Here is a 19364-nt window from a genome sequence, read left to right as displayed (position 1 = left end):
GGACTCGTGTTGCTTGCAGTCATGGTTAGCCCACCTTCACACGCAATGTGTCAATACCGGTAACCTCAATGTCCAGGACATCACCCTTTTTCAGGAAGCGATTGCTTGTGGCGCCGACACCGGCAGGTGTCCCTGTCGCAATGACGTCTCCAGGCAGCAGAGTCATGTACGACGAGAGCGTGGCGATGATCTGCTCGGTCGAGAAGATCATGTCGACCATGGAACCTTCTTGCACGACGTCGCCGTTAAGGCGGGTAGTGATCTTCAAGGTCCGGCGTTGCAGGGCATCAATCAGTGCTTTGCCGCAGGCGATGGTCGGTCCGAGCGCAGACGCACCATCGAGCCCCTTGGCCGCCGTCCAGTCCGGCCAGAAGCTGTCGCCGGCAGGAAGCTTTACCAGGTCACGAGCCGACCCATCATTGAGCGCGCAGATGCCGGCGACGTAACCTAGCGCGTCCTCCGGCCTCACATTCTTGCACTGACGACCGATGACGACCGCAATCTCGCCTTCGTAATCGAGTTTTGCAGTGACGTCCCGATTTGGATTCAGCACACCGCCGTGCGCCACGAAGTTTGAGGGAGCCTTGTAGAAGATGAGAGGGCGTTCCGGCGGCTTCGCCGCCGACTCGACACCATGCGCCCGGTAGTTGATCGCAACCGCAAAGATCCGCGCGGAGGGATCAACAGGGGGCAGCATTACCGCTTCACGCATTGGTATGCGGGACACGCCGACTGGAATCCCGGACGCGAGCACCTTCGGCAACGCGTCGCTCTCATGCACCACAATGATTTCATCTCCGTCCAAGCAACCCGTCACGATCCGGTCGCCGGTCTGAAACCTTCCAAGCCTGATGTAGTCTTCGCGCATTCTCCTGCCTCCAGTTCCGTCAATACGGTTGATTGAATTCTGGTGCGGAGCGGCGCCACAGTCGACTCGAGCAAGCGGCGAACTGTATCGTTTGGTACTTTCGTCGGCGCTCTGTCGACGAGGCAGGTGAACCCGCCCAAGGGCATGGGCACTTTGGACAATCCCGGCGGACCGGCGCAGCGATCGCTATCTCTTCACCTCGCCACAGCTTTCCATTACGTGAAGCCGACTAGTCTGGCCCCTCGAACGTCGGCGCCAGGGCTGACAGTTTTGCCACATCTAGCACAGTCAGGCCGCCATACTGGATCCGTACGATGCCATCGGCTTCCAACTTGCGTAGCGCACGGTTCACTACTTGCCGGCGCACGCCGAGCAGCGTTGCGATCTCATCTTGCGACAGTTTGACGTCGCCAGCGGTGCAGGAAGGGATATTGCGGGCCATGAATGAGCGCAGAAGATCGGCAACCCGCTCGTGTGTGGGAAGCATGGTTGCGCTTTCGTGGCGCCAAAGAGCCTCGCGGTACCGACGATCCAGGGCGGCGAACAGGCCGATCGCCAGCCGCCCATCTCTGTAGACAAGTTCGCGCAGTACGTTGGCCGGAATCCTCACCAGCGTCGTCGGCTGCTTGCAGGTTGCTGTATAGATGAGTGGGGAGTTCGTCAGTGCCGGCCCGATTCCATGGAAGTCCCCGGCGAAATACAACCAGGAGGTATACACGCGCCCTGATGTCGACACGCGGGACAGGTGAACGGACCCGCTGCAACAAGGTAAAGGTAATCAGCGGTCTCGCCTGACCGCTTGACGCAGGCGTTCGCCTCCATCGTTACGACGTCGGCAGCGTCTATAAGCCGTGCGATCGCAGTCGCGGGCCACTGGGCAAAGAGTTCGGACTGCGTGACCGCTAGCCGGGCGACGATATTGCTCATGTGCGGGTGGCCAACTGGAGGGTGAGGGCGTAGGACGGTGCTATTCAATCAGGAACTCAAATGCCGCCAGTGTCCCTCGATTTTTTGTTTTTTTTTATGGACCATGTTGCGAAGAGATTTGCTCCATTTCTGTGCCGTGTCCAGGTTGTCTCGCACAGCCTGCATTGATGCTCCTGCGCTTCCGAAAGTACGCTACCGCCAATGCGACGAAAGTATTTCCCGGAGACCGGGCGCATTGACTCATGGCCGCTGGCGCAGTGCGAATCGGCATGTAGCTCTTCGCAACGCTTGCAAAGTGCAGGCTCCGGCAAAGCTGCACCGGCCCAGCCACCCTCAGTGACGCAGCCATGGAACATGCGTGATCTCATCGGGGTGAGTGGTCCGTTTGTCGGTACATCGGCTGTTTCTGCTTTCGGTGACACGCAGGTCCTGTGATTCTGCATGCGACGAATGGCAGCCCAGTACAGAATTCTTATCGCATCGCAACCGGTGTCCAAGGCTGCCACCCTGCAACGTTCACCTTGGTGGCGTAGGGACAGACCGAATTCTGCCGCCGACGCAAAGCAGATGACCCGTTCACGAGCATTGGCTCGGTTGATCCGCTCATCAATGAGCGTAGCGGCATACGCTACATAGTCAGCATCGCCATGGCGAGCCCACTCCATGGCCAGACCCGACACTTGCCTGGTCATTTCGCGGACCTCCTTGTGCAATTTGGACAAGGTGGAAAATAGTCCTCGGCTCGATTTGGTCTGGTTTGGCATGACAGTTGTCCGGCATTTTTCCGTTATCACGTCGGATGAATCCGAGCCCGCATTGCAAATTCCGCTAGTTCTCCCTCTGGGGGGCTTTCACTTGCCCCCGGATCACGGCGTGCCGGCAGCATCCACCAGCAATGTCACACTGTCCCCGGTCGCCTCGACTGCAAACTTGCGCAAGCACAGGCTGGCCGAGCCGGGCTCGCAGGGCCTGGACAGGTCGAACCGCAGGCCGTGGGCGGGGCATTGCAGGACACTCCCCTCCAGCTTTCCGCCAGCCAGGGAAGCCCCATTGTGCGGACACGAGTTGTCGATGGCGTGGAACGTCCCATCGATGTTGAGTAGCACGATGCTCCTGCCATCAATGAAGACGAGCTTGCGCTGGCCGGGTGGGAGTTCGTCCGTCCGGGCGACCGTAACTGGCTTTTGTATGGCGTCCATTTGTGTTTCCTCCGTCAGGCCACCGCACGCTCGTCGGCGTCCCCGGTGTCAGAGTCCTGGCGCGCGCGCTCCAGCTCTTCGAGCAGGAGCGGTCCACCGAGACTCATTGTGTGGATGCCGAGCACGCTGACGAGTTGCAGTACAGAGGTGATCTGTTCCTGGGTGGCTCCGAGTTCGAGCGCCTTGCGGATATGGCGCTGGGTACCGGACGCGTACAGGTGCGTACAGGATGCGTCCACGGCGATGCAGATCAACTCGATCACCCTCGGATCCAGCACGCCCGCCTTCAGCGGATGCATACCCATCGCCACGAACCGTTCCGTCCAGACCGGATCGAGTTCTGCAGCGGCATCCCAGTCGGGATTCCAGTAGCCATTGACCCGCAATTCATCGCAGACGGGAGTGGCGGTTCGCTCGGGTGCAGCCTTCATGCGGGTCTCCAGGGATAGGTTATTGGACGGCACGCTCGCGCAGCAGCTTCTTGTTGATCTTCCCGACGCTCGTCTTCGGGATTTCGGCAACGAACGCAATGCGGTCTGGGGCGGGAACAGCGTACTTGCTGATCCGGTTCGATTCGACATGCGCCATCAGTGCGTGACGAATCCCCTCTGCGCCCATGCTCGCATCGGGCTTTTGCACGACGAAGGCCATCGGTCGTTCGCCCCACTTCTCGTCGGGCACGCCGACCACCGCGCACTCCTGGACCCCGGGCACGCTGGCAATCAGGCTTTCTACCTCGATGGAAGACACCCACTCACCACCCGTCTTGATCACGTCCTTGATGCGATCCACGATCCGTACGAACCCGTCCTGGCCCCTGACTGCGATGTCCTGCGTATGCAGATAGCCGCCGGCCCACAACTCTTCCGATGCCTGTGGCTTCCCAACATAGGCTTTCGTCAGGAATGGTGAGCGCAGGACGATTTCTCCCTGCTGTTTCCCATCATGGGGAACATCGTTCATGTTGCCGTCGACGATGCGGAAGTCGACGAACGGGACCGGGCGACCCGTGGCGCAGCGCATCCGCACTTCTTCCTGGCGATCCTTTGGCCGGTATCCCGGCGGCAGTTGCGCAAGCGAAACAATGGGTCCGGTCTCCGACATGCCATAGGCAGTAAAGACGTCCATGCCGTGCTCGAGCGCCGCCTCGCACAAGGCGGGGGACATGGCGGAGCCACCGATCATCAGCTTCCAGCCGGACAGGTCCATTCCCTGCGCATCCGCGGCTTGCAGCAGCATCTGGAGGATGGTCGGCACACAATGGGAGAACGTGACGCCTTCGGATTCGCGCAGGCCAACCAGCCGCTCGGGAACGTAGCGTCCCGGCAGCACGGTCTTGAGCCCCAGCATGATCGCGATGTACGGCATACCCCAGGCGAGCACGTGGAACATCGGCGTGATTGGCATGTAGACATCCTCGCGATGCAGGCGCTGCCCCTCGCGCGGCGAGCACAGGCTCATGGCGGTGGACATGGCGTGCATGACGATGTCGCGGTGGCTGTAGGCCACGCCCTTGGGATCGCCGGTTGTGCCGGTCGTGTAGAACGTCGCGGCTTTGGTACGCTCGTCGAAGTCGGGGAAGTCGAACTCCGCCGACGCTTGGACCATCAGCGCTTCGTACTCGCCGTCCACCGGGAGGGTATTGGCGGGGACCGCTTCCCCGTCAGCGATGACGATCACATGGCGTAGCGACTTCAGGTCTGCCTGGATCTCCTCCAGCATGGGGACGAAATCCGCATGCACGAGGACGACTTCTGCCTTCGAGTCGTTCAGCGTATAGAGGATCTGCTGCGCCGACAGCCGCACATTGACCGTGAAGAGCGTGGCGCCCATCATCGGGATGGCGAAATAGCTTTCGAGGTAGCGGTGGCTGTCCCAGTCCATGACCGCGACGGTGGTGCCATGACGTACGTCCAGACCATCCAGGACCGATGCAAGCTGGCCGATGCGCTCGCGGAACTGCCGGAAGCTGTAGCGCCGCTCGCCTCGGTATGTAATCTGCTGGTCGCCGTGGATGCTCAGCGCATTGAGCAGCAACTGCTTGATGAGCAGCGGAAAGGTATAGGCCGACGGCGTCGGCGTGATCAGGTTCTCTTGCATGTCTGTGCTCAGAAAGGCTTGCTTCCGATGATGCCGGCGCGCTCCATCTTTCGATGACACGGCGGATAGTCCATGACGGCGTAGTGCTGCGTCGCGCTGTTGTCCCAGATCGCCACGCTGTTGGGCTGCCAGCGCCAACGCACCTGGTATTCGGGGATGGCAGCCTGGCTGATCAGGTAGCGCAGCAGGTCGGCGGCGCCGGGGTTGGCATCGGCGCCATAGCGGACGCGGGCCGGTGTATGGAAGTTCGTGAAGTGGGTCGTGAAGACGTTCACATAGAGGACCTTTTCGCCGGTCTCGGGATGCGTGCGGACAACCGGATGCTCGGCATCAGGGTATTGAGCGTGGAGGGCCAACCGCTTTTCGATGGGCATCACGGCGCCAAAAGTCGCTTCGATGCTGTGGCGGGCACGCAGGTCCGCGATTTCGGTCTTGACGTGCTCGGGCAAGCGTTCATACGCCAACACCATGTTGGCCCACATGGTGTCGCCGCCGACGGGCGGACATTCGACGCAGCGCAGTACTGCACCCCACGGCGGGGCTTCGCGCCAGGTGGAATCGGAATGCCACGCATTTTCGTAGCGATCGTTCGGCTGCTCTGGCGTGCGGTAGATCCGCACCAGACCGGGATTCTCCGGGTCGCTGCCGGCGACCGGGTGGTCTCCCAGGTCGCCGAAACGGCGGGCGAATGCCACATGGTCGGCGCGGCTGATGTCCTGGTCGCGCAGGAAGATGACGCGGTGCTTCAGCAGCGCGGCACGGAGTTCGGCGAACAGCCCGTCGTCATGAACCGCGTCGGACAGCTTCACGCCGGTGATTTCGGCGCCAAGCGCACAGGTGAGTTGCTCGATACGCATGATAGGGTTCTCCTTCGCTAGTCAGAGCACGAAGACCGACGAGCCGGTCGTCTTGCGCGACTCCAGGTCGCGATGCGCCTGCGCCGCATCCTGCAGCGTGTAGCGCTGGTTGATTTCAATGCGGATGCGGCCGGAAGCCACGTGGTCGAACAACTCTCCGGCCAGTGCCGCCTTTTCGGCCGGGTCGGCAATGTAGTCGGCCAGCGCCGGCCGCGTCAGGTACGGCGATCCCTTGAGGCCCAGGATGTGCGGATTGAACGGCGGGATCGGGCCCGACGAGGTGCCGACGCAAACAATGAGGCCCCGGCGCTTGACGGAGTCGAGGCTGGCTTCGAAGGTGTCTTTGCCGACACTATCGAGCACCACGTTGACCCCCACGCCATCGGTCAGCTCGCGCACGCGCTTGGCGATGTCCTCGGTGCTGTAGTTGATGGTGTGGTCGCAGCCGTGGGCGCGCGCCACCTCGGCCTTGGCTTCGCTGGAGACTGTGCCGATCACCGTCAGCCCGAGCAGCTTGGCCCATTGCGACACGATCAGCCCGACCCCGCCCGCGGCGGCGTGCAGCAGGATGGTGTCGCCTCGCTTGTAGTCATAGATGCGGCGCATCAGGTAGGCCGACGTGAGACCGCGCATGGTCATGGCTGCGGCAGTCTCGCAGGCAATGCCGTCTGGCAGGCGGATCAGCGGGGCGGCGGGAATCAGACGGTCGGTGCAGTAGGCACCCAACGTATTGAAGGCGCCGGTGTAAGTCACGCGGTCGCCGACCGACACATTGGTCACTCCGGGGCCCACGGCCTCCACTACACCGGCGCCCTCGGTGCCGATACCCGATGGCAGCGGCGCCGGATACAGGCCGGTACGGAAATAGATATCGGCAAAGTTCAGGCCGACAGCCTCATGGCGCAGCCGGACCTGACCCGGTCCCGGTTCGCCGACTTCGACATCTTCATAACGGAGGACCTCGGGACCACCGGTTTCATAAAAGCGGACAGCTTTAGCCATCTTTGTCTCCTGATTCCTTCTGTGATTGGTTGGTGTTACCGGGCGACCGCGGCACGCTCGCGTAAAGCCGGCATTCCAGGCTGTTCGCCATGGGCTCCACTATAGGGGGCCGGTGCATGGGCCTTTTCATTTGAGGCGCCATAGTTTTTCGTTTGTGCGCCACCCCGCAGGAAGTGCCGTGCGTTGGCCAAACATTCAGGTGTCGGGCCGAGCGGGGGCCTTGCGCGCCATCTGCAGGGTGCTAGACGTGTCGGGATATCGCCGCAGTATTTCCCGCGGCAGATTCGCCCCAACCCATTGGCAAAATGCGTGCGCCCAGTGGGCGCACGAATCATCCTCAGCTGAGAAAGGTAGTGCGGTCGTGGGCGAAGCCGGCATACCAGGCCAGGCTTTCGGGATTCGCCATGGTGTCGGGGTTCGCCACCTTCTCCAGCGGCTGACCGAGCAGCAGTTTCTTGATCGGCAGTTCCATCTTCTTTCCGGACAACGTGCGCGGAATGGCCGTCACCTGGAAGACGTCGTTGGGCACGTGCCGTGCAGACAGCGCCACCTTGATGCGGTTGCGGATGGTTTCCGTCAGTGCCGGCGTCAGCGCGATATCGGGCCGCAGGACGACAAACAGCGGCATGTACGACTCGCGCCCAAGGTATTCGAGGTCCACGACCATGCTGTCCAGCACTTCCGGCAATTCCTCCACGGCTCGGTACAGCTCGCTCGTGCCCATGCGGATGCCGTGCCGGTTGATGGTGGCATCCGACCGTCCGTAGATCACGGCGCCGCCACGCGGCGTGATGCGGACCCAGTCGCCGTGGCGCCAGATGCCCGGATAGGTGTCGAAGTAGCTGTCGCGATACCGCAGGTTGTCCTTGTCGTTCCAAAAGTAGAGCGGCATGGACGGCATGGGGGCGGTACAGACCAGTTCCCCGACTTCGTCGATCAGCGGCTGGCCGGTCTCGTCGAAGGCTTCGACCCGCGCCCCCAGACAGCGGCACTGCATTTCGCCAAGGTAGACAGGCAGCGTCGGGACGCCGGCGACGAAGCAGCCTGCGAAGTCGGTGCCGCCGGACAGCGCGTTGATCCAGACCGGGCCAACGTGGTCCAGGATCCAGCGGTAGCCTTCCGGCGACAGCGGAGATCCGGTCGAGCCAACCACGCGCAAGTGCGACAGGTCGGCCACCGCGCGCGGCTCGACGCCGGACTTCAGGCACGACTGGAAGTAGGCGGCGCCGGCGCCGAAGACCTCGATCTTCTCCTCGCCGATAAAACGCCAGAGCGTCTCCATGTTCGGGTAGCCCGGATTGCCATCGAACAGGCATATGGTGGCGCCAGCGAGCAGTCCGCCGACCTGGAGGTTCCACATGATCCAGCCGGTGCTGGCCTGCCAGTAGAAGCGGTCGCCCGGATTCAGGTCCAGATGCAACGTAGTGAGCTTGACGTGCTCGAGCACGATGCCGCCCTGGGAGTGCACGATCGGCTTGGGCAGCCCGGTCGTGCCCGACGAGTAGACGATCCACAGCGGATGGTCGAAGGGCACGAACTCGGGGTCGAGCGCGGCCGTCATGGCCGTGGCTTCGGCCCATGTCATGCCGCCGCGGAAGTCGTAGCATGACGTCTCTTCCGTCAGGCCGGGCACCAGGATGACGCGCTCTACGCTCGGCAACTGGGCCTGCAGGGTATGCAAGAGCGGCCGACGGTCGAATGCCTTGCCACCATAGCGATAGCCGTCGACCGCGATCAGCACCTTGGGCTCGATCTGGCGGAAGCGATCCATCACCGCCAACTCGCCCATGTCGGGGGCACAGGCTGACCACACCGCACCAATGCTTGCGACCGCCAGGAACGCAACAATGGTCTGGGGGGTATTGGGCAGGAACGCCGCCACACGGTCGCCCCGATCCACGCCCATTCCGCGCAGTGTCGCGGCCACCGACGCCACCTGCCGTTCGAGTTCGGCCCAGCTCATCTCGCCTGTCTCGCCAGACTCGTTGCGATGAACGATGGCGGGGTGTTCCGTGGTGGCGTGGCGAAACACCTGCTGGACGTAGTTCATCTGCACGCCGGGAAACCAGGTCGCGCCCGGCATGCTGGCATCAGCAAGCGCCACGCGGGGCGCCTTGGGTGTCGGAATGTCAGCCCATTGCCACAGTGCCAGCCAGAAGGCGTCGATCTCTTCCACCGACCACTGCCACAGGGCGCCATAGTCGGCAAAGTCCAGGCCGCGCTCCTGCTTTAGCCAGCGCTGGAACGCCGTGATGCGTGCGCGGCCGACGACGTCCGGCGATGGCGCCCAGGCGGGCGCTTCGGCTTCAGGCAAGCGGACTACGGAAGCCGATGTGGTGGAATTGCTCATTGCTGGATACTCAAGATGGCTGCGCCGTGTCACGACGCAGCCGGAAGGTGAAAGTCAGCGTGGTTTCAGGCGGATACCGCGACCGGGGACACTGCGGGCGTCGCGGCGTCCATGCGGACGTCGGAAGCCATGGCAAGGTCCGATTCGTAAGTACGCATGGCGCGCAGGAAACACAGTGCGGCAAGCAGGCCAAAGGCGGGCATGACAGCCATTGCTGTCTGCAAGCCCCATGCGTCCGACAACAGGCCACCCACGAAGGGGCCGACAGCGAGACCGAAGAGATTCTGGAACAGGGACAGCACCGCCGCGCCCGTGGAGCGCACGCCAGGATGAATCACGTTGAGCACCACGCTGGCAGCAGGCGCAACCGTGCACATCATCATCAGGCCGCCGAAGGCGATCAGCAGAAACTGCGCATTGGCACCCATCGGGACGCCGAAGGCGGTCATGAAGACCAGTAGCGTCGCCGTGGACAGGGAAACCATCAGCACCAGCTTGTTGCGCGGACGGCGCACGGCGACGGCATCCGCAACCACGCCCCAGAAGAACGAGCCGACCGCGCCACAAAGCACGATCACCGCAGCGAGCATGGCGGCCTTGTCGGCCGTTGCGCCGTGGTAACGATTGAAGTAGCTGGGCAGCCACGACCAGATCGTCGAGACGACAACGAGTTGGCAAGCCGCGCCCACACAGGTCCACAAGACGCTACGCGAGCTGAACAGCGCAGCGGCGGTTTCCCTGACAAAGGCCATGGCCGATTGCTTGCGCTCGGTACGCGGCGCTATCTCCACGGTCTTGTAGTCCGGCACCAGCAGATACAGCACGGCAAGGACCAGACCCGGAATCCCCACCACGCCGAACGCGGCTTCCCAGCCCCAGCGCGCCGCGACGACGCCGCCGAGCATCACCCCAAGCACGGAACCAATCGAGACAGCAGCGAAAAAGGCGCCCAGCAGCGTGGCGCGCAGCCGTTTGGGAAACAAGGTTGCGATCAGGGCGCCCCCGACGGAGCCATAGCCAGTCTCGCCCGCACCGACGATGGCGCGGGCCAGGAAGAGCTGGCTGTAGTTGCGCGTGAACATGCAGGCGATCGTGGCAAGGCTCCACACCGTTGCCATCACGAAGATGCTCTTGACCCGGCCGAAGCGGTCGGCGAGCAGCGCCACGGGAAGGCCGCCCGCGGCGACGACGATCGAGATGATCGACACCAGGGCGCCGAGTTGCATATCGGACAGGCCCCAGGCAGCTTTCAGGTGCGGGAACAGCGAGACGATGACCTGCCGGTCGATGTAGTCGAACAGCATCAGCGCGAAGGTCATGGCAAAGGCGAACCAGGCCTTCGGCTTGCTGACGAGGTAGCCGTCGCGGTCATTGTTGCCCGGGGCGGCGGAATGGAAGTTCATGATGCGGTCTCCGAGTCGGGGGCTTTTTCTTTGAAGGCCCCCTGTTTATCCGGTCGGTGCGGTCGTGCGGTCGGTGCCTGGCCCACCTTGATGGCGGGCCAGGCGGCACGCCGTCAGGCTGCGGCACGCAGCGGCACGCCCCGGACTCCCGGACTGCGGTTGGGCGCCATGCCGTTTGCGGCCAGGGTCTCGTCAACGCTGTCGTACCAGGTGCCAATACGGTAGATTTCGCGGGCTTCCTTGCCGGAGGCAATTTCGCGGCCGAGTTCCTTGGCGATACGCACGCACTGCTGAATCTGCTGGACGGACGTCATGCGGTTGCCGTGCTGGTCGGTCAAGGTGTCTTCCGTGCCGAGCCGGGGATGGAAACCCATCGCCAGCGACATCATGTTCAGCGGCAGCACGTTGCGCAGGAGAGACTCGGAGGTAATGCAGACGCCATCGGCGGCACGCTGCACGAGATTCATGAAGTTAAAGGGGTTCGGGCCGTCGGCACCGCCGGCGATACCGATCCAGGTCAGGTTGATCGGGCCTTTGTAGATGCCGCGGCGGATCATGCGCTCGATGGTGTCGTAGGAGTGGATGCCCGCGAGCTGGAAATGCGGCTGGATGCCCGCGGCCTGAAGGCGGCGCAGATGCTCTTCGACCCAGCCAGGACCCGCGGGGACCGTCATTTCGCGATAGGCTTGCGCCAGGGCGGGATCGGCCAGCGTCGTGCCTTTCACGGCATCCGGCGTCATCAACTCCATGATGTTCATCTGCGTGGTGTTGATGGCGATGGTGACCTGGTCCGGCTTCGGATCGAGTTCGGCCAGCATGTGGCGCGTGTCGTCGGACAGCCATTTGGCGGCCTGGCCTTCGTCTTCCGGCGCGAACGAAATGGAGCCGCCCACCTGGATGATCATGTCGGGCACCGCGGCGCGCACGCCGGCAATCAGCTCATTGAACTTCGACAGGCGCTTCGAGCCCTTGCCATCAAGTTCGCGCACGTGCAGGTGAAGCACACGGGCGCCGGCTTCATAGCAGTCGACCGCCTTCTGGATCTGCTCCTCCATGGTCACCGGAATGTCTTCGGGGAAGTCCGACGGCATCCATTCCGGCGCGTAGGGCGCGACGGTGATGACCACCTTCGGCTGGTTTTCCGGATGCAGCGAGTCGTCGAGGAATTGCATGGTTGTCTCCTGGATGGAATGGCGCCGCCTTGGCGCTTTCGGGTGAGTCGGATGCCGATCCGGTCGTAGTGGGCTTCGGCATGGGCTCCACTGTAGGCGTCCAATGCATTAGACTTTTCGTTTTCGGCGCCAAGTTTTTTCGTTTGTATGCCACCCCGTGTTAACACCAAGGTGGGAGACGAGGACGTGCGGTCTACGCGGCAGGAAGGGGAGCGAAAGTGACGGAACCCACGGTTCGGGCAGGGGCCCTGAGCGGCTATCTTCAGGTGGCGAGGCGATTCGGGCTGTCGCCGCAAGAGCTCTTGCGCAAAGTCGGGCTCGATGCCGCAGTGCTTGCGAACCCTGAGCAACGCATTCCCATCACGGCCGTCTGCCAGTTGCTGGAGGCGGCCGCATTGAAGGCGGACTGCCCGACCTTCGGATTGCAGATGGCTGACACCCGTCAGCCGTTCGATTTCGGCATCATCGAGCTATTGCTATCCCACAAGCGCACGCTGCGCGAAGTGTTGCTGGCGGCGGTCCAGTATCGCCATCTGTTGAATGAAGCGTTGGCGATCCATGTCGAAGCTGGTGGTGACAATGTGGTGGTCCGCGAGGAAATCGTCGCGGAGCCTGGCACTTCAACGCGTCAGGCGACCGAGCTGGCCGTCGGGTTGCTGTCACGCAACTGTGTAGGACTGCTCGGTGAGCACTGGAAACCATGGAGCGTCAATTTCACTCACCCGGCGCCCGCGGATCTGCGTTTTCATCGCCATTTCTTTGGCTGCCCGGTGGTCTTCGACAGCGACTTCAACGGCATTGTCTGTGCCGCCGCGGACCTGGACCGGCCCAATCCCAATGCCGATCCGGAACTGGTCCGGTACGCGGAAAGTCTGGCAAGGCCGCTCAATGAGTCAGAACAAGGATCGATTGCGCTGGACGTGCGAAAGACCATCTACCTCCTGCTGCCGATCGAGCAAGCGACCGTCGACGAGGTGGCCCAGCACCTGCACCTGAGCGTGCGAACCATGCAGCGGCAGCTTGAGACTGCGGGCACAAACTTCTCCAATCTGGTGGACGAAGTGCGTCATGAACTTGCCATACGTTACCTGACCAATCAGCGTTACGCGATTGGTCGGGTAGCAGTATTGCTGGGTTACTCGCGTCAATCCTCGTTCACGCAGTGGTTCACCGCGCGTTTCGGCACGACGCCTCGCGCATGGCGGGCGGCACAGAAGAAATGACCTGAGTCGCCTGGCTCTATTACCTTTGCCGGTTGGCCCGCCACGTTCTCGGAGCCATGCCGAATCGACGTGAAAACCACTGGGTGAAGGACGCCTGCTGCGTGTACCCGAGCAGCGCAGCGACCCGGCCGATCGGATAACGTTCGTTGCTCATATAGCGCACGGCCAATTCCTGGCGGACTTCGTCAACGAGGTTTGAGAAGGTCGTGCCTTCCTCTTCGAGATGACGCTGCAGGGAGCGCACGCTGACATATAGATGACGCGCCACGTGCTCGATGGCGGCTTGCTCTACGGGCAATAGCAGGTAGATCGCATTGCGCACTTCGGCGACAACCGTCTGGCGGCCGGCGGCGCTGGCCGATTCGGCAAGCCCCTCCGCATACCGGACGAGTTCGGGATCGGCCATGGGGTTTGGCTGATCCAGATCGCTGGCCAGACATATGAAGCCATTGAATTCGCTGTCGAAGACCAGCGGGCAACCAAAAATTCGTCCGTGGACCCGAAGGTCTGGCGGCGCGGAATGCGAAAAATGGACGCTGACCGGTCGCCAGTTCGGGCCCAGCACCGCAGCGCAGGTACGGCTCAGCACGCCCACGGCAAGTTCCATTGTTTGCCGCGGCCAGACGCCGATCTCGCAAAGATTATCCTCGCGGACAATTACCTGCGTGCCCACCGTCTCGATGTACAGCCCCAGGGCATCGTTGAGCAAATGCCGGTAATGCACCATCGCAAGCAGGACTTCACGCAGCGTGCGCTTGTGCGCGAGAAGCAGCCCGATCACCCCGAAGTCGAAAGCGGTGCGGGCTTCCGCCATCTGGATGCCGACCGATGGTGTCGACGATTCCGCCGCGGTTGCTTCGAGCAGGCGACATAGCGACGAAAATGGAATGCGCTGTTCCCGGTTCATCAGCGTGGCCGGGTCCAGTCCGAATCGCCGCATGAGTTCGTGTGGGTTCAACCCGAGTCGCAGTGCAACTTGCGGGTAGCTCGTCAGCGCGGCCGCCCGGGCGTCGGGGCCGTTCTCCGGCGTCTGGATTCGCTGGCGGTTTGCCATTGGCTGGGGCCCTCGGTGTTTACGCGTATTGGCACGCAAAATTAAAAACATGGCGCGAAAACTAAAATCAGTTTTCCGCCCAGCCATATAGTAGCCAACAAGCGCGCAGCTTGCCGGACGACAGATGCGGAGCCCGGTGGCTGCAACAGCAGGCGGGGTCAGTCGGACGCTGCACGAGGATTTGCCGGCGCAGGCCGCTATTGCCAACCGGCGCCACCACGCGCGTTCGACGACCCACATCGATCGCCAGCACCACTCCTTGGAGATTTCGCATGTCACAGGCAATCCGCTTGTATGAAACCGGTGGTCCCGAAGTACTGAAATTTGAACATGTCGAAGTCGGCGAACCCGGTTCGGGGCAGGCACGGGTTCGACACAGCTACATTGCGGTCAACTTCATCGACATCTATCACCGGACGGGGTACTACCCGCTGGCACTGCCTAGTGGCCTGGGTTCCGATGCCATAGGGGTCGTGGAGGCCGTTGGGCCGGGCGTCACGGATGTACGCGTTGGAGATCGCGTCGGCTACCTGATGGGACCTCAGGGTGCTTATTCGGATGTTCGCGTCATGCCTGCGGACGTGCTGATTCCCTTGCCCGACGGTGTCTCGGATCGCACCGCATCCACGCTAATCATGAAGGGGATGACCGCGCAGTATCTGTTCCGCCAGGTCTATCCGCTCAAAGGCGGCGAGACAATCCTCTATCACGCCGCGGCCGGTGGTGTCGGGTTGATTGCATGCCAGTGGGCGCGCGCGTTGGGGGTAACGATGATCGGCACCGTCAGCAGCGACGAGAAAGCCGAGATCGCCAAGGCGAACGGCTGCACGCACACGATCGTGACGTCTCGCGAAAACATTGCTGAGCGCGTGCGCGAGCTGACTGACGGGAAAGGCGTTCCGGTCGTGTTCGATTCCGTAGGTAAGGACACATTGCAAGCTTCGCTGGATAGCCTGCAGGTGCGCGGCACATTGGTGAGCAATGGAACCAGCTCCGGTCCAGTTGTATTGGATGCGCTGACGCTCGCACTAAAAGGTTCGATATGGGTGACGCGCCCTGCGATGGCGCACTACGCGAAGCCGCGCGCGCACATGCTGTCGATGGCGCAGGAGCTGTTTGACCTGGTGCTGGCTGGAAAGATCACGAGCGAACCGAAGCAGACCTTTGCACTGAAGGATGCCGCGCAAGCGCACCGGATGCTGGAGTCGCGTCAGACAGCCGGCGCGACCGTCCTGGTGCCATGAGGCATGCCGCTGCCGCTCACTGGACCCTGGACCTGGGAAGCCTCGTTGGCTCCCCGGCAACGGGACTGAAATCCTTCAAAGCCATTGCATCATGCGCATCGAGCAATTGAACTGTGCCCTGGGGGCCGAAGTCACCGGCATCAAGCTGGCAGATGCTATCCACGATGATGGATTGTTCGCGGAGATTCGCGCCGCCTTGTTCAGACACCGGGTCCTCTTCCTTCGTGGACAAGACATCGAGCGCGCCGAGCACGTTGCCTTTGCACGCCGCTTCGGTGAACTGGAGGACCACCCGAAAGCGGGCTCCGATCCCGAGCACCCGGGCCTGGTGCGCATTTACAAGACCCCTGATCAGTCGCCTGACCGCTATGAGAATGCGTGGCATTCGGACGCCACATGGCGCGAAGCGCCCCCGTTTGGCGCAGTGCTGCGATGTGTCGAATGTCCGCCGGTCGGCGGCGACACAGTGTGGGCAAACATGGTTCTTGCCTATGAGAAGCTGCCAGACCACATCAAGGACAAGATCGCCGATCTGCGCGCGCGCCACAGCATTGAAGCGACCTTCGGCGCGGCGATGCCGATCGAGAAGCGGCTCGCGCTCAAGGCCCAGTATCCCGACGCTGAGCATCCTGTCGTCCGCACGCATCCGGAAACCGGCGAGAAGGTCCTGTACGTCAACGTCTTCACCACGCATTTCACCAACTTCCACACGGCAGCGCATGTCCGTTATGGTCAGGATGCCAATCCAGGCGCTGGCGAACTGCTCCGCTACCTGATCACCCAGGCAAGCATCCCGGAGTATCAGGTGCGATGGCGCTGGCAGCCCAACAGCGTGGCCATCTGGGACAACACCGCGACACAACACTACGCGGTGATGGACTACCCGCCATGCCATCGAAAGATGGAGCGCGCGGGAATCATCGGCAGCCGGCCCTTCTGACGGAAAAGGAACGGTACGCGAAATGATACCCACCCGTAGCAAGCCGGGCGCCTCGGACGCGCCCACCATTCTGATCGTCCCCGGACTGCGCGATCACGTTGCCGAACACTGGCAAACGCTGCTGGAAGCAAAGCTGCCCAATGCTGTTACCGTGCCCCCGCTTGATCGAGACAAACTGAGTTGCGCGGCGCGTGTGGCAGCGCTTGACGCAGCGATTGGCCGCATCAACGGTCCCATCATCCTGGTTGCCCATAGCGCCGGTGTCATGACCACCGTCCATTGGGCGAGGCATGGCGCAAGACAGATCCACGGCGCGTTGCTGGCGACCCCGCCGGATCTCGAGGCGCCCATGCCGTCAGGCCACACCGCCCGGGACGACCTGGAGCGAAACGGCTGGCTGCCCGTTCCCCGTGGCGCCTTGCCGTTCCCGAGCATTGTCGCGGCCAGCCGCAACGATCCGCTGGCGCGATTCGATCGCGTCTCGGAGATGGCGGCGGATTGGGGCGGTCGCCTCGTGGATCTGGGCCCGGTCGGCCACCTCAATCCGGCCGCCGGCTTCGGCGACTGGCCACAGGCACTGGAACTGATTCGCGAGTTGAAGTGAAACAAGGGAGAGGGACAGGTACGCGTCACTGTCGCGCGACGCTTTCCTTCGCCCCGTCTGGCGTGAATGCCCCTCGCGGACGCCGTGTGCAAGGGCTCAGTCCCGTTACCAGCTCGGCGTCTCGCAACTCAAACCTTCCTATCAGGAGACAACCGTGCAATTCCTTGATGATTCCCTTCTCCCCGAGAACCAGGAACCCTTGGTCATTCAGGTGGCACCATACGGGCCGCAGTGGCTTCCCACCGATTCGGACGACATCCCTGTGAGCATGGACGAACAGGTGCAGAAAGCGGTCGATTGCTACAACGCCGGCGCCACCGTGCTGCACGTGCACGTGCGCGAGGCCGATGGCAAAGGCAGCAAGCGGCTATCCATGTTCAATGAACTGCTGGCGCGGTTGCGCGACGCCGTACCGAAAATGATTCTGCAGGTGGGCGGCTCCATTTCCTTTGCGCCAGAGAGCGATGGCGCAGCCGCAAAGTGGCTGAGCGACGATACGCGCCACATGCTGGCCGATCTCAGCCCGAAACCGGATCAGGTGACGATCGTGGTCAACAGCGCCACGATGAACGTCACCGAGATGCACCCGCTGGAGGAATACGCCGGCACGTCCATGGCCGAGCCGGCGATATACGAGGCGTACCGCAACATGTCCTACGAGGCCGGGCCGGTGTTTGTGGAAGAGCATCTCAAGCGCCTGCAAGCAGCCGGTATCCAGCCGCATTTCATGGTCGGCCAGATCGCGAAGATGGAATCCATCGAGCGGCTGATTCGCCGCGGCATCTACAAGGGGCCGCTGCTGGTGAACTGGGTGCAGCTCGGCGGCGGGTCCGAAGGGCCGAATCCGCGCAACCTGCTGGAAATGGCCAACCGCTTGCCCGACAACGCGATCTTCACCGTGGAGTCCTTTATGCGCTACGTCCATCCGCTGACCACCATGGCGATCGCGATGGGTTTCCACGTGCGCTGCGGCATTGAAGACACGCTGTGGGGCCGCAAGGGAGAGCGTATGACGTCCGTACAGCAGGTGGAGCGCATGGTGAACATGTCGCGCAGCCTGTACCGCGACGTAGCCACTGCCGACGAGGCCCGCCGCATCTATCGCATTGGCGAGCAGTACCAGACGGTGGATGAAACGCTGCGCAAGGTTGGCTACCTGCCCAACCGCCGGCAGAACGAGCGCGGCCAGCCCGCCTGGGCCGTAGCCTGACGGTAAGCCCTCGCACGCACAACAAAGGAGACACCCATGATGAAGCGCCCTATCCGGAGCGGGGGCGCGCGAACCCTGCTCTGCGCGATGTCACTGTTCTTAGGGGCGGGCGTGGCCCACGCCTGGACTACCAAGCCGGTGCGGGTCATCGTGCCGGCGGTTGCCGGCGGCTCGATGGACATCGTCGCCCGCGTCTTATCCGACCAACTGTCAAAGGATGTTGGCGTACCGTTCGTCGTGGACAACAAGCGCGGAGCGGGCGGCAACGTTGCCATGGCGAGCCTGTTGTCGTTACCGGCAGATGGCCAGACCATCGTGGTTGCCTTCGACAACATCCTCACGGAGATCCCGCACGTCATCAAGCAGAACTTCTCCGCCACCAAAGACATCCGGCCGGTGGCGGCATTCGCCCGCTCTGCCTTCGTGCTGGTGGGTAACACGGCACTTCCGCCCAGGGACTTCAAAAGCCTGATCGCCTATCTGAAGGCCAACCCGCAACAGAATTCGTTTGCCTCGTATGCGGTGGGATCGGCCTCGCATTACGCGGGAGTGATGCTGAGCAGCCGGACCGGGCTCCAGCTCAATCATGTGCCTTTCTTAGGCTCGCCTCCCGCGCTGGTCCAGGTCATGGGCGGGCAGACGCCCATCATGGTGGATGGACTGCTGACCTCGCTGCCCATGATTCGCGGCGGCAAACTCAGGCCCTATGCCGTCATTGCCCCGCACCGCCTAGCCAGCCTGCCCGACGTGCCGACCTTTACCGAACTGGGGTACCCCGACATCAATCAGTTCAGTAATCAGGCCGTGGCTATTGTTGCGGCCGGGGTGTCACCAGAACTGTCGGAGAGGATCCGTGCTGCAGTCTACAAGGCCGCGGCGGCCCCATCGGTGCAGAAGAAGCTGGCTGAGCTGGGCCTCGAGCCCATGCAGCCCCAGTCGATCGAGACTTTGGAAAGGGCCGAAAAGGAAGGCTTCGACAGGATCGGGAAGATCATCAAGGATTTCAAGATCAACCTGAACTGACTGCGTTGGCACGCCGAGCAAAAAGTCCCGATCGGGCTCAGTGTGTCAGGCATGGCACCGCGTGCCTGGCTCAACCGATAATTGATGATCATCGCCGCGAACTGGACGGCAGCTTAGTAAGCGAAGCCGCCGTTGGAACGTCCGAAAATTGATGCAGGCGAGTGACGCTTCGTGGCCGCAAGCGACCA

Annotated in this window: 18 protein-coding genes and 1 pseudogene; 6 read left to right on the top strand and 13 right to left on the bottom strand. The window is 62.5% G+C overall.

Features of this window, described 5'->3' with window-relative positions:
• Positions 1-25 precede the first annotated feature (25 nt).
• The 12 genes and pseudogenes from KHO41_RS31325 to KHO41_RS31275 form a co-directional block, all read right to left on the bottom strand.
• Positions 26-868 carry a fumarylacetoacetate hydrolase family protein gene (locus KHO41_RS31325; RefSeq protein ID WP_211957128.1) on the bottom strand — a complete coding sequence of 281 codons (843 nt, stop codon included), beginning with the start codon at positions 866-868 and terminating at the stop codon, positions 26-28.
• 229 nt (positions 869-1097) lie between these two features.
• Positions 1098-1478: a Crp/Fnr family transcriptional regulator gene (locus KHO41_RS31320; RefSeq protein WP_342344487.1), complete on the bottom strand. Its 381-nt coding sequence runs from the start codon at positions 1476-1478 to the stop codon at positions 1098-1100.
• Positions 1455-1616, bottom strand: a pseudogene (locus KHO41_RS41790) (hypothetical protein); the annotation flags it as partial. The gene KHO41_RS31320 and the pseudogene KHO41_RS41790, both read right to left, overlap by 24 nt.
• A 235-nt stretch (positions 1617-1851) precedes the next feature.
• Positions 1852-2559 carry a hypothetical protein gene (locus KHO41_RS31315; RefSeq protein ID WP_211957126.1) on the bottom strand — a complete coding sequence of 236 codons (708 nt, stop codon included), beginning with the start codon at positions 2557-2559 and terminating at the stop codon, positions 1852-1854.
• 102 nt (positions 2560-2661) lie between these two features.
• Positions 2662-2994 (bottom strand): Rieske (2Fe-2S) protein, encoded by a 333-nt coding sequence (locus KHO41_RS31310; protein ID WP_211957125.1) that lies wholly within the window; start codon positions 2992-2994, stop codon positions 2662-2664.
• 14 nt (positions 2995-3008) lie between these two features.
• Entirely contained in the window at positions 3009-3425 is a 417-nt protein-coding gene (locus tag KHO41_RS31305; RefSeq protein WP_211957124.1) for a carboxymuconolactone decarboxylase family protein, read from the bottom strand.
• 19 nt (positions 3426-3444) lie between these two features.
• The gene (locus tag KHO41_RS31300; RefSeq protein WP_211957123.1) at positions 3445-5094 is read right to left on the bottom strand and encodes a fatty acid--CoA ligase; all 1650 of its coding nucleotides are present in this window, start codon (positions 5092-5094) and stop codon (positions 3445-3447) included.
• A gap of 8 nt (positions 5095-5102) precedes the next feature.
• Positions 5103-5951: a TauD/TfdA dioxygenase family protein gene (locus tag KHO41_RS31295; protein WP_211957122.1), complete on the bottom strand. Its 849-nt coding sequence runs from the start codon at positions 5949-5951 to the stop codon at positions 5103-5105.
• A 21-nt stretch (positions 5952-5972) separates the two neighbouring features.
• The gene (locus tag KHO41_RS31290; protein WP_211957121.1) at positions 5973-6953 is read right to left on the bottom strand and encodes a quinone oxidoreductase family protein; all 981 of its coding nucleotides are present in this window, start codon (positions 6951-6953) and stop codon (positions 5973-5975) included.
• 337 nt (positions 6954-7290) lie between these two features.
• The gene (locus KHO41_RS31285; protein ID WP_211957120.1) at positions 7291-9303 is read right to left on the bottom strand and encodes an acetoacetate--CoA ligase; all 2013 of its coding nucleotides are present in this window, start codon (positions 9301-9303) and stop codon (positions 7291-7293) included.
• Between the two features lie 65 nt (positions 9304-9368).
• Complete coding sequence (locus tag KHO41_RS31280) at positions 9369-10706, bottom strand: MFS transporter (RefSeq protein WP_211957119.1); 1338 nt, start codon at positions 10704-10706, stop codon at positions 9369-9371.
• A gap of 113 nt (positions 10707-10819) precedes the next feature.
• Positions 10820-11878 carry a BKACE family enzyme gene (locus tag KHO41_RS31275; protein WP_211957118.1) on the bottom strand — a complete coding sequence of 353 codons (1059 nt, stop codon included), beginning with the start codon at positions 11876-11878 and terminating at the stop codon, positions 10820-10822.
• Between the two features lie 218 nt (positions 11879-12096).
• Between KHO41_RS31275 and KHO41_RS31270 the strand changes: the two genes are divergently transcribed.
• On the top strand, positions 12097-13101 hold the full coding sequence (locus tag KHO41_RS31270; RefSeq protein WP_211957117.1) for an AraC family transcriptional regulator: 1005 nt from the start codon (positions 12097-12099) through the stop codon (positions 13099-13101).
• A 19-nt stretch (positions 13102-13120) separates the two neighbouring features.
• On the opposite strand, the gene KHO41_RS31265 is transcribed toward KHO41_RS31270, so the two are convergent.
• On the bottom strand, positions 13121-14155 hold the full coding sequence (locus tag KHO41_RS31265) for an AraC family transcriptional regulator (RefSeq protein WP_211957116.1): 1035 nt from the start codon (positions 14153-14155) through the stop codon (positions 13121-13123).
• Positions 14156-14427: 272 nt separating this feature from the next.
• Between KHO41_RS31265 and KHO41_RS31260 the strand changes: the two genes are divergently transcribed.
• The 5 genes from KHO41_RS31260 to KHO41_RS31240 all read left to right on the top strand — a co-directional run bounded on the left by KHO41_RS31260 (position 14428) and on the right by KHO41_RS31240 (position 19176).
• The gene (locus tag KHO41_RS31260) at positions 14428-15399 is read left to right on the top strand and encodes a quinone oxidoreductase family protein (protein WP_211957115.1); all 972 of its coding nucleotides are present in this window, start codon (positions 14428-14430) and stop codon (positions 15397-15399) included.
• 91 nt (positions 15400-15490) lie between these two features.
• Positions 15491-16339: a TauD/TfdA dioxygenase family protein gene (locus KHO41_RS31255; protein WP_211957114.1), complete on the top strand. Its 849-nt coding sequence runs from the start codon at positions 15491-15493 to the stop codon at positions 16337-16339.
• Between the two features lie 22 nt (positions 16340-16361).
• Positions 16362-16943, top strand: coding sequence for an RBBP9/YdeN family alpha/beta hydrolase (locus KHO41_RS31250; RefSeq protein ID WP_211957113.1), 582 nt, complete (start codon positions 16362-16364; stop codon positions 16941-16943).
• Between the two features lie 154 nt (positions 16944-17097).
• The gene (locus KHO41_RS31245; RefSeq protein WP_211957112.1) at positions 17098-18153 is read left to right on the top strand and encodes a BKACE family enzyme; all 1056 of its coding nucleotides are present in this window, start codon (positions 17098-17100) and stop codon (positions 18151-18153) included.
• A gap of 36 nt (positions 18154-18189) precedes the next feature.
• Complete coding sequence (locus KHO41_RS31240; protein ID WP_244874118.1) at positions 18190-19176, top strand: Bug family tripartite tricarboxylate transporter substrate binding protein; 987 nt, start codon at positions 18190-18192, stop codon at positions 19174-19176.
• Positions 19177-19364 lie beyond the last annotated feature (188 nt).

It is taken from the genome of Cupriavidus numazuensis (genome assembly GCF_905397435.1).
In the GTDB taxonomy this organism is placed as follows: domain Bacteria; phylum Pseudomonadota; class Gammaproteobacteria; order Burkholderiales; family Burkholderiaceae; genus Cupriavidus; species Cupriavidus numazuensis.
This window is presented reverse-complemented; position numbering and strand designations above follow the sequence as displayed.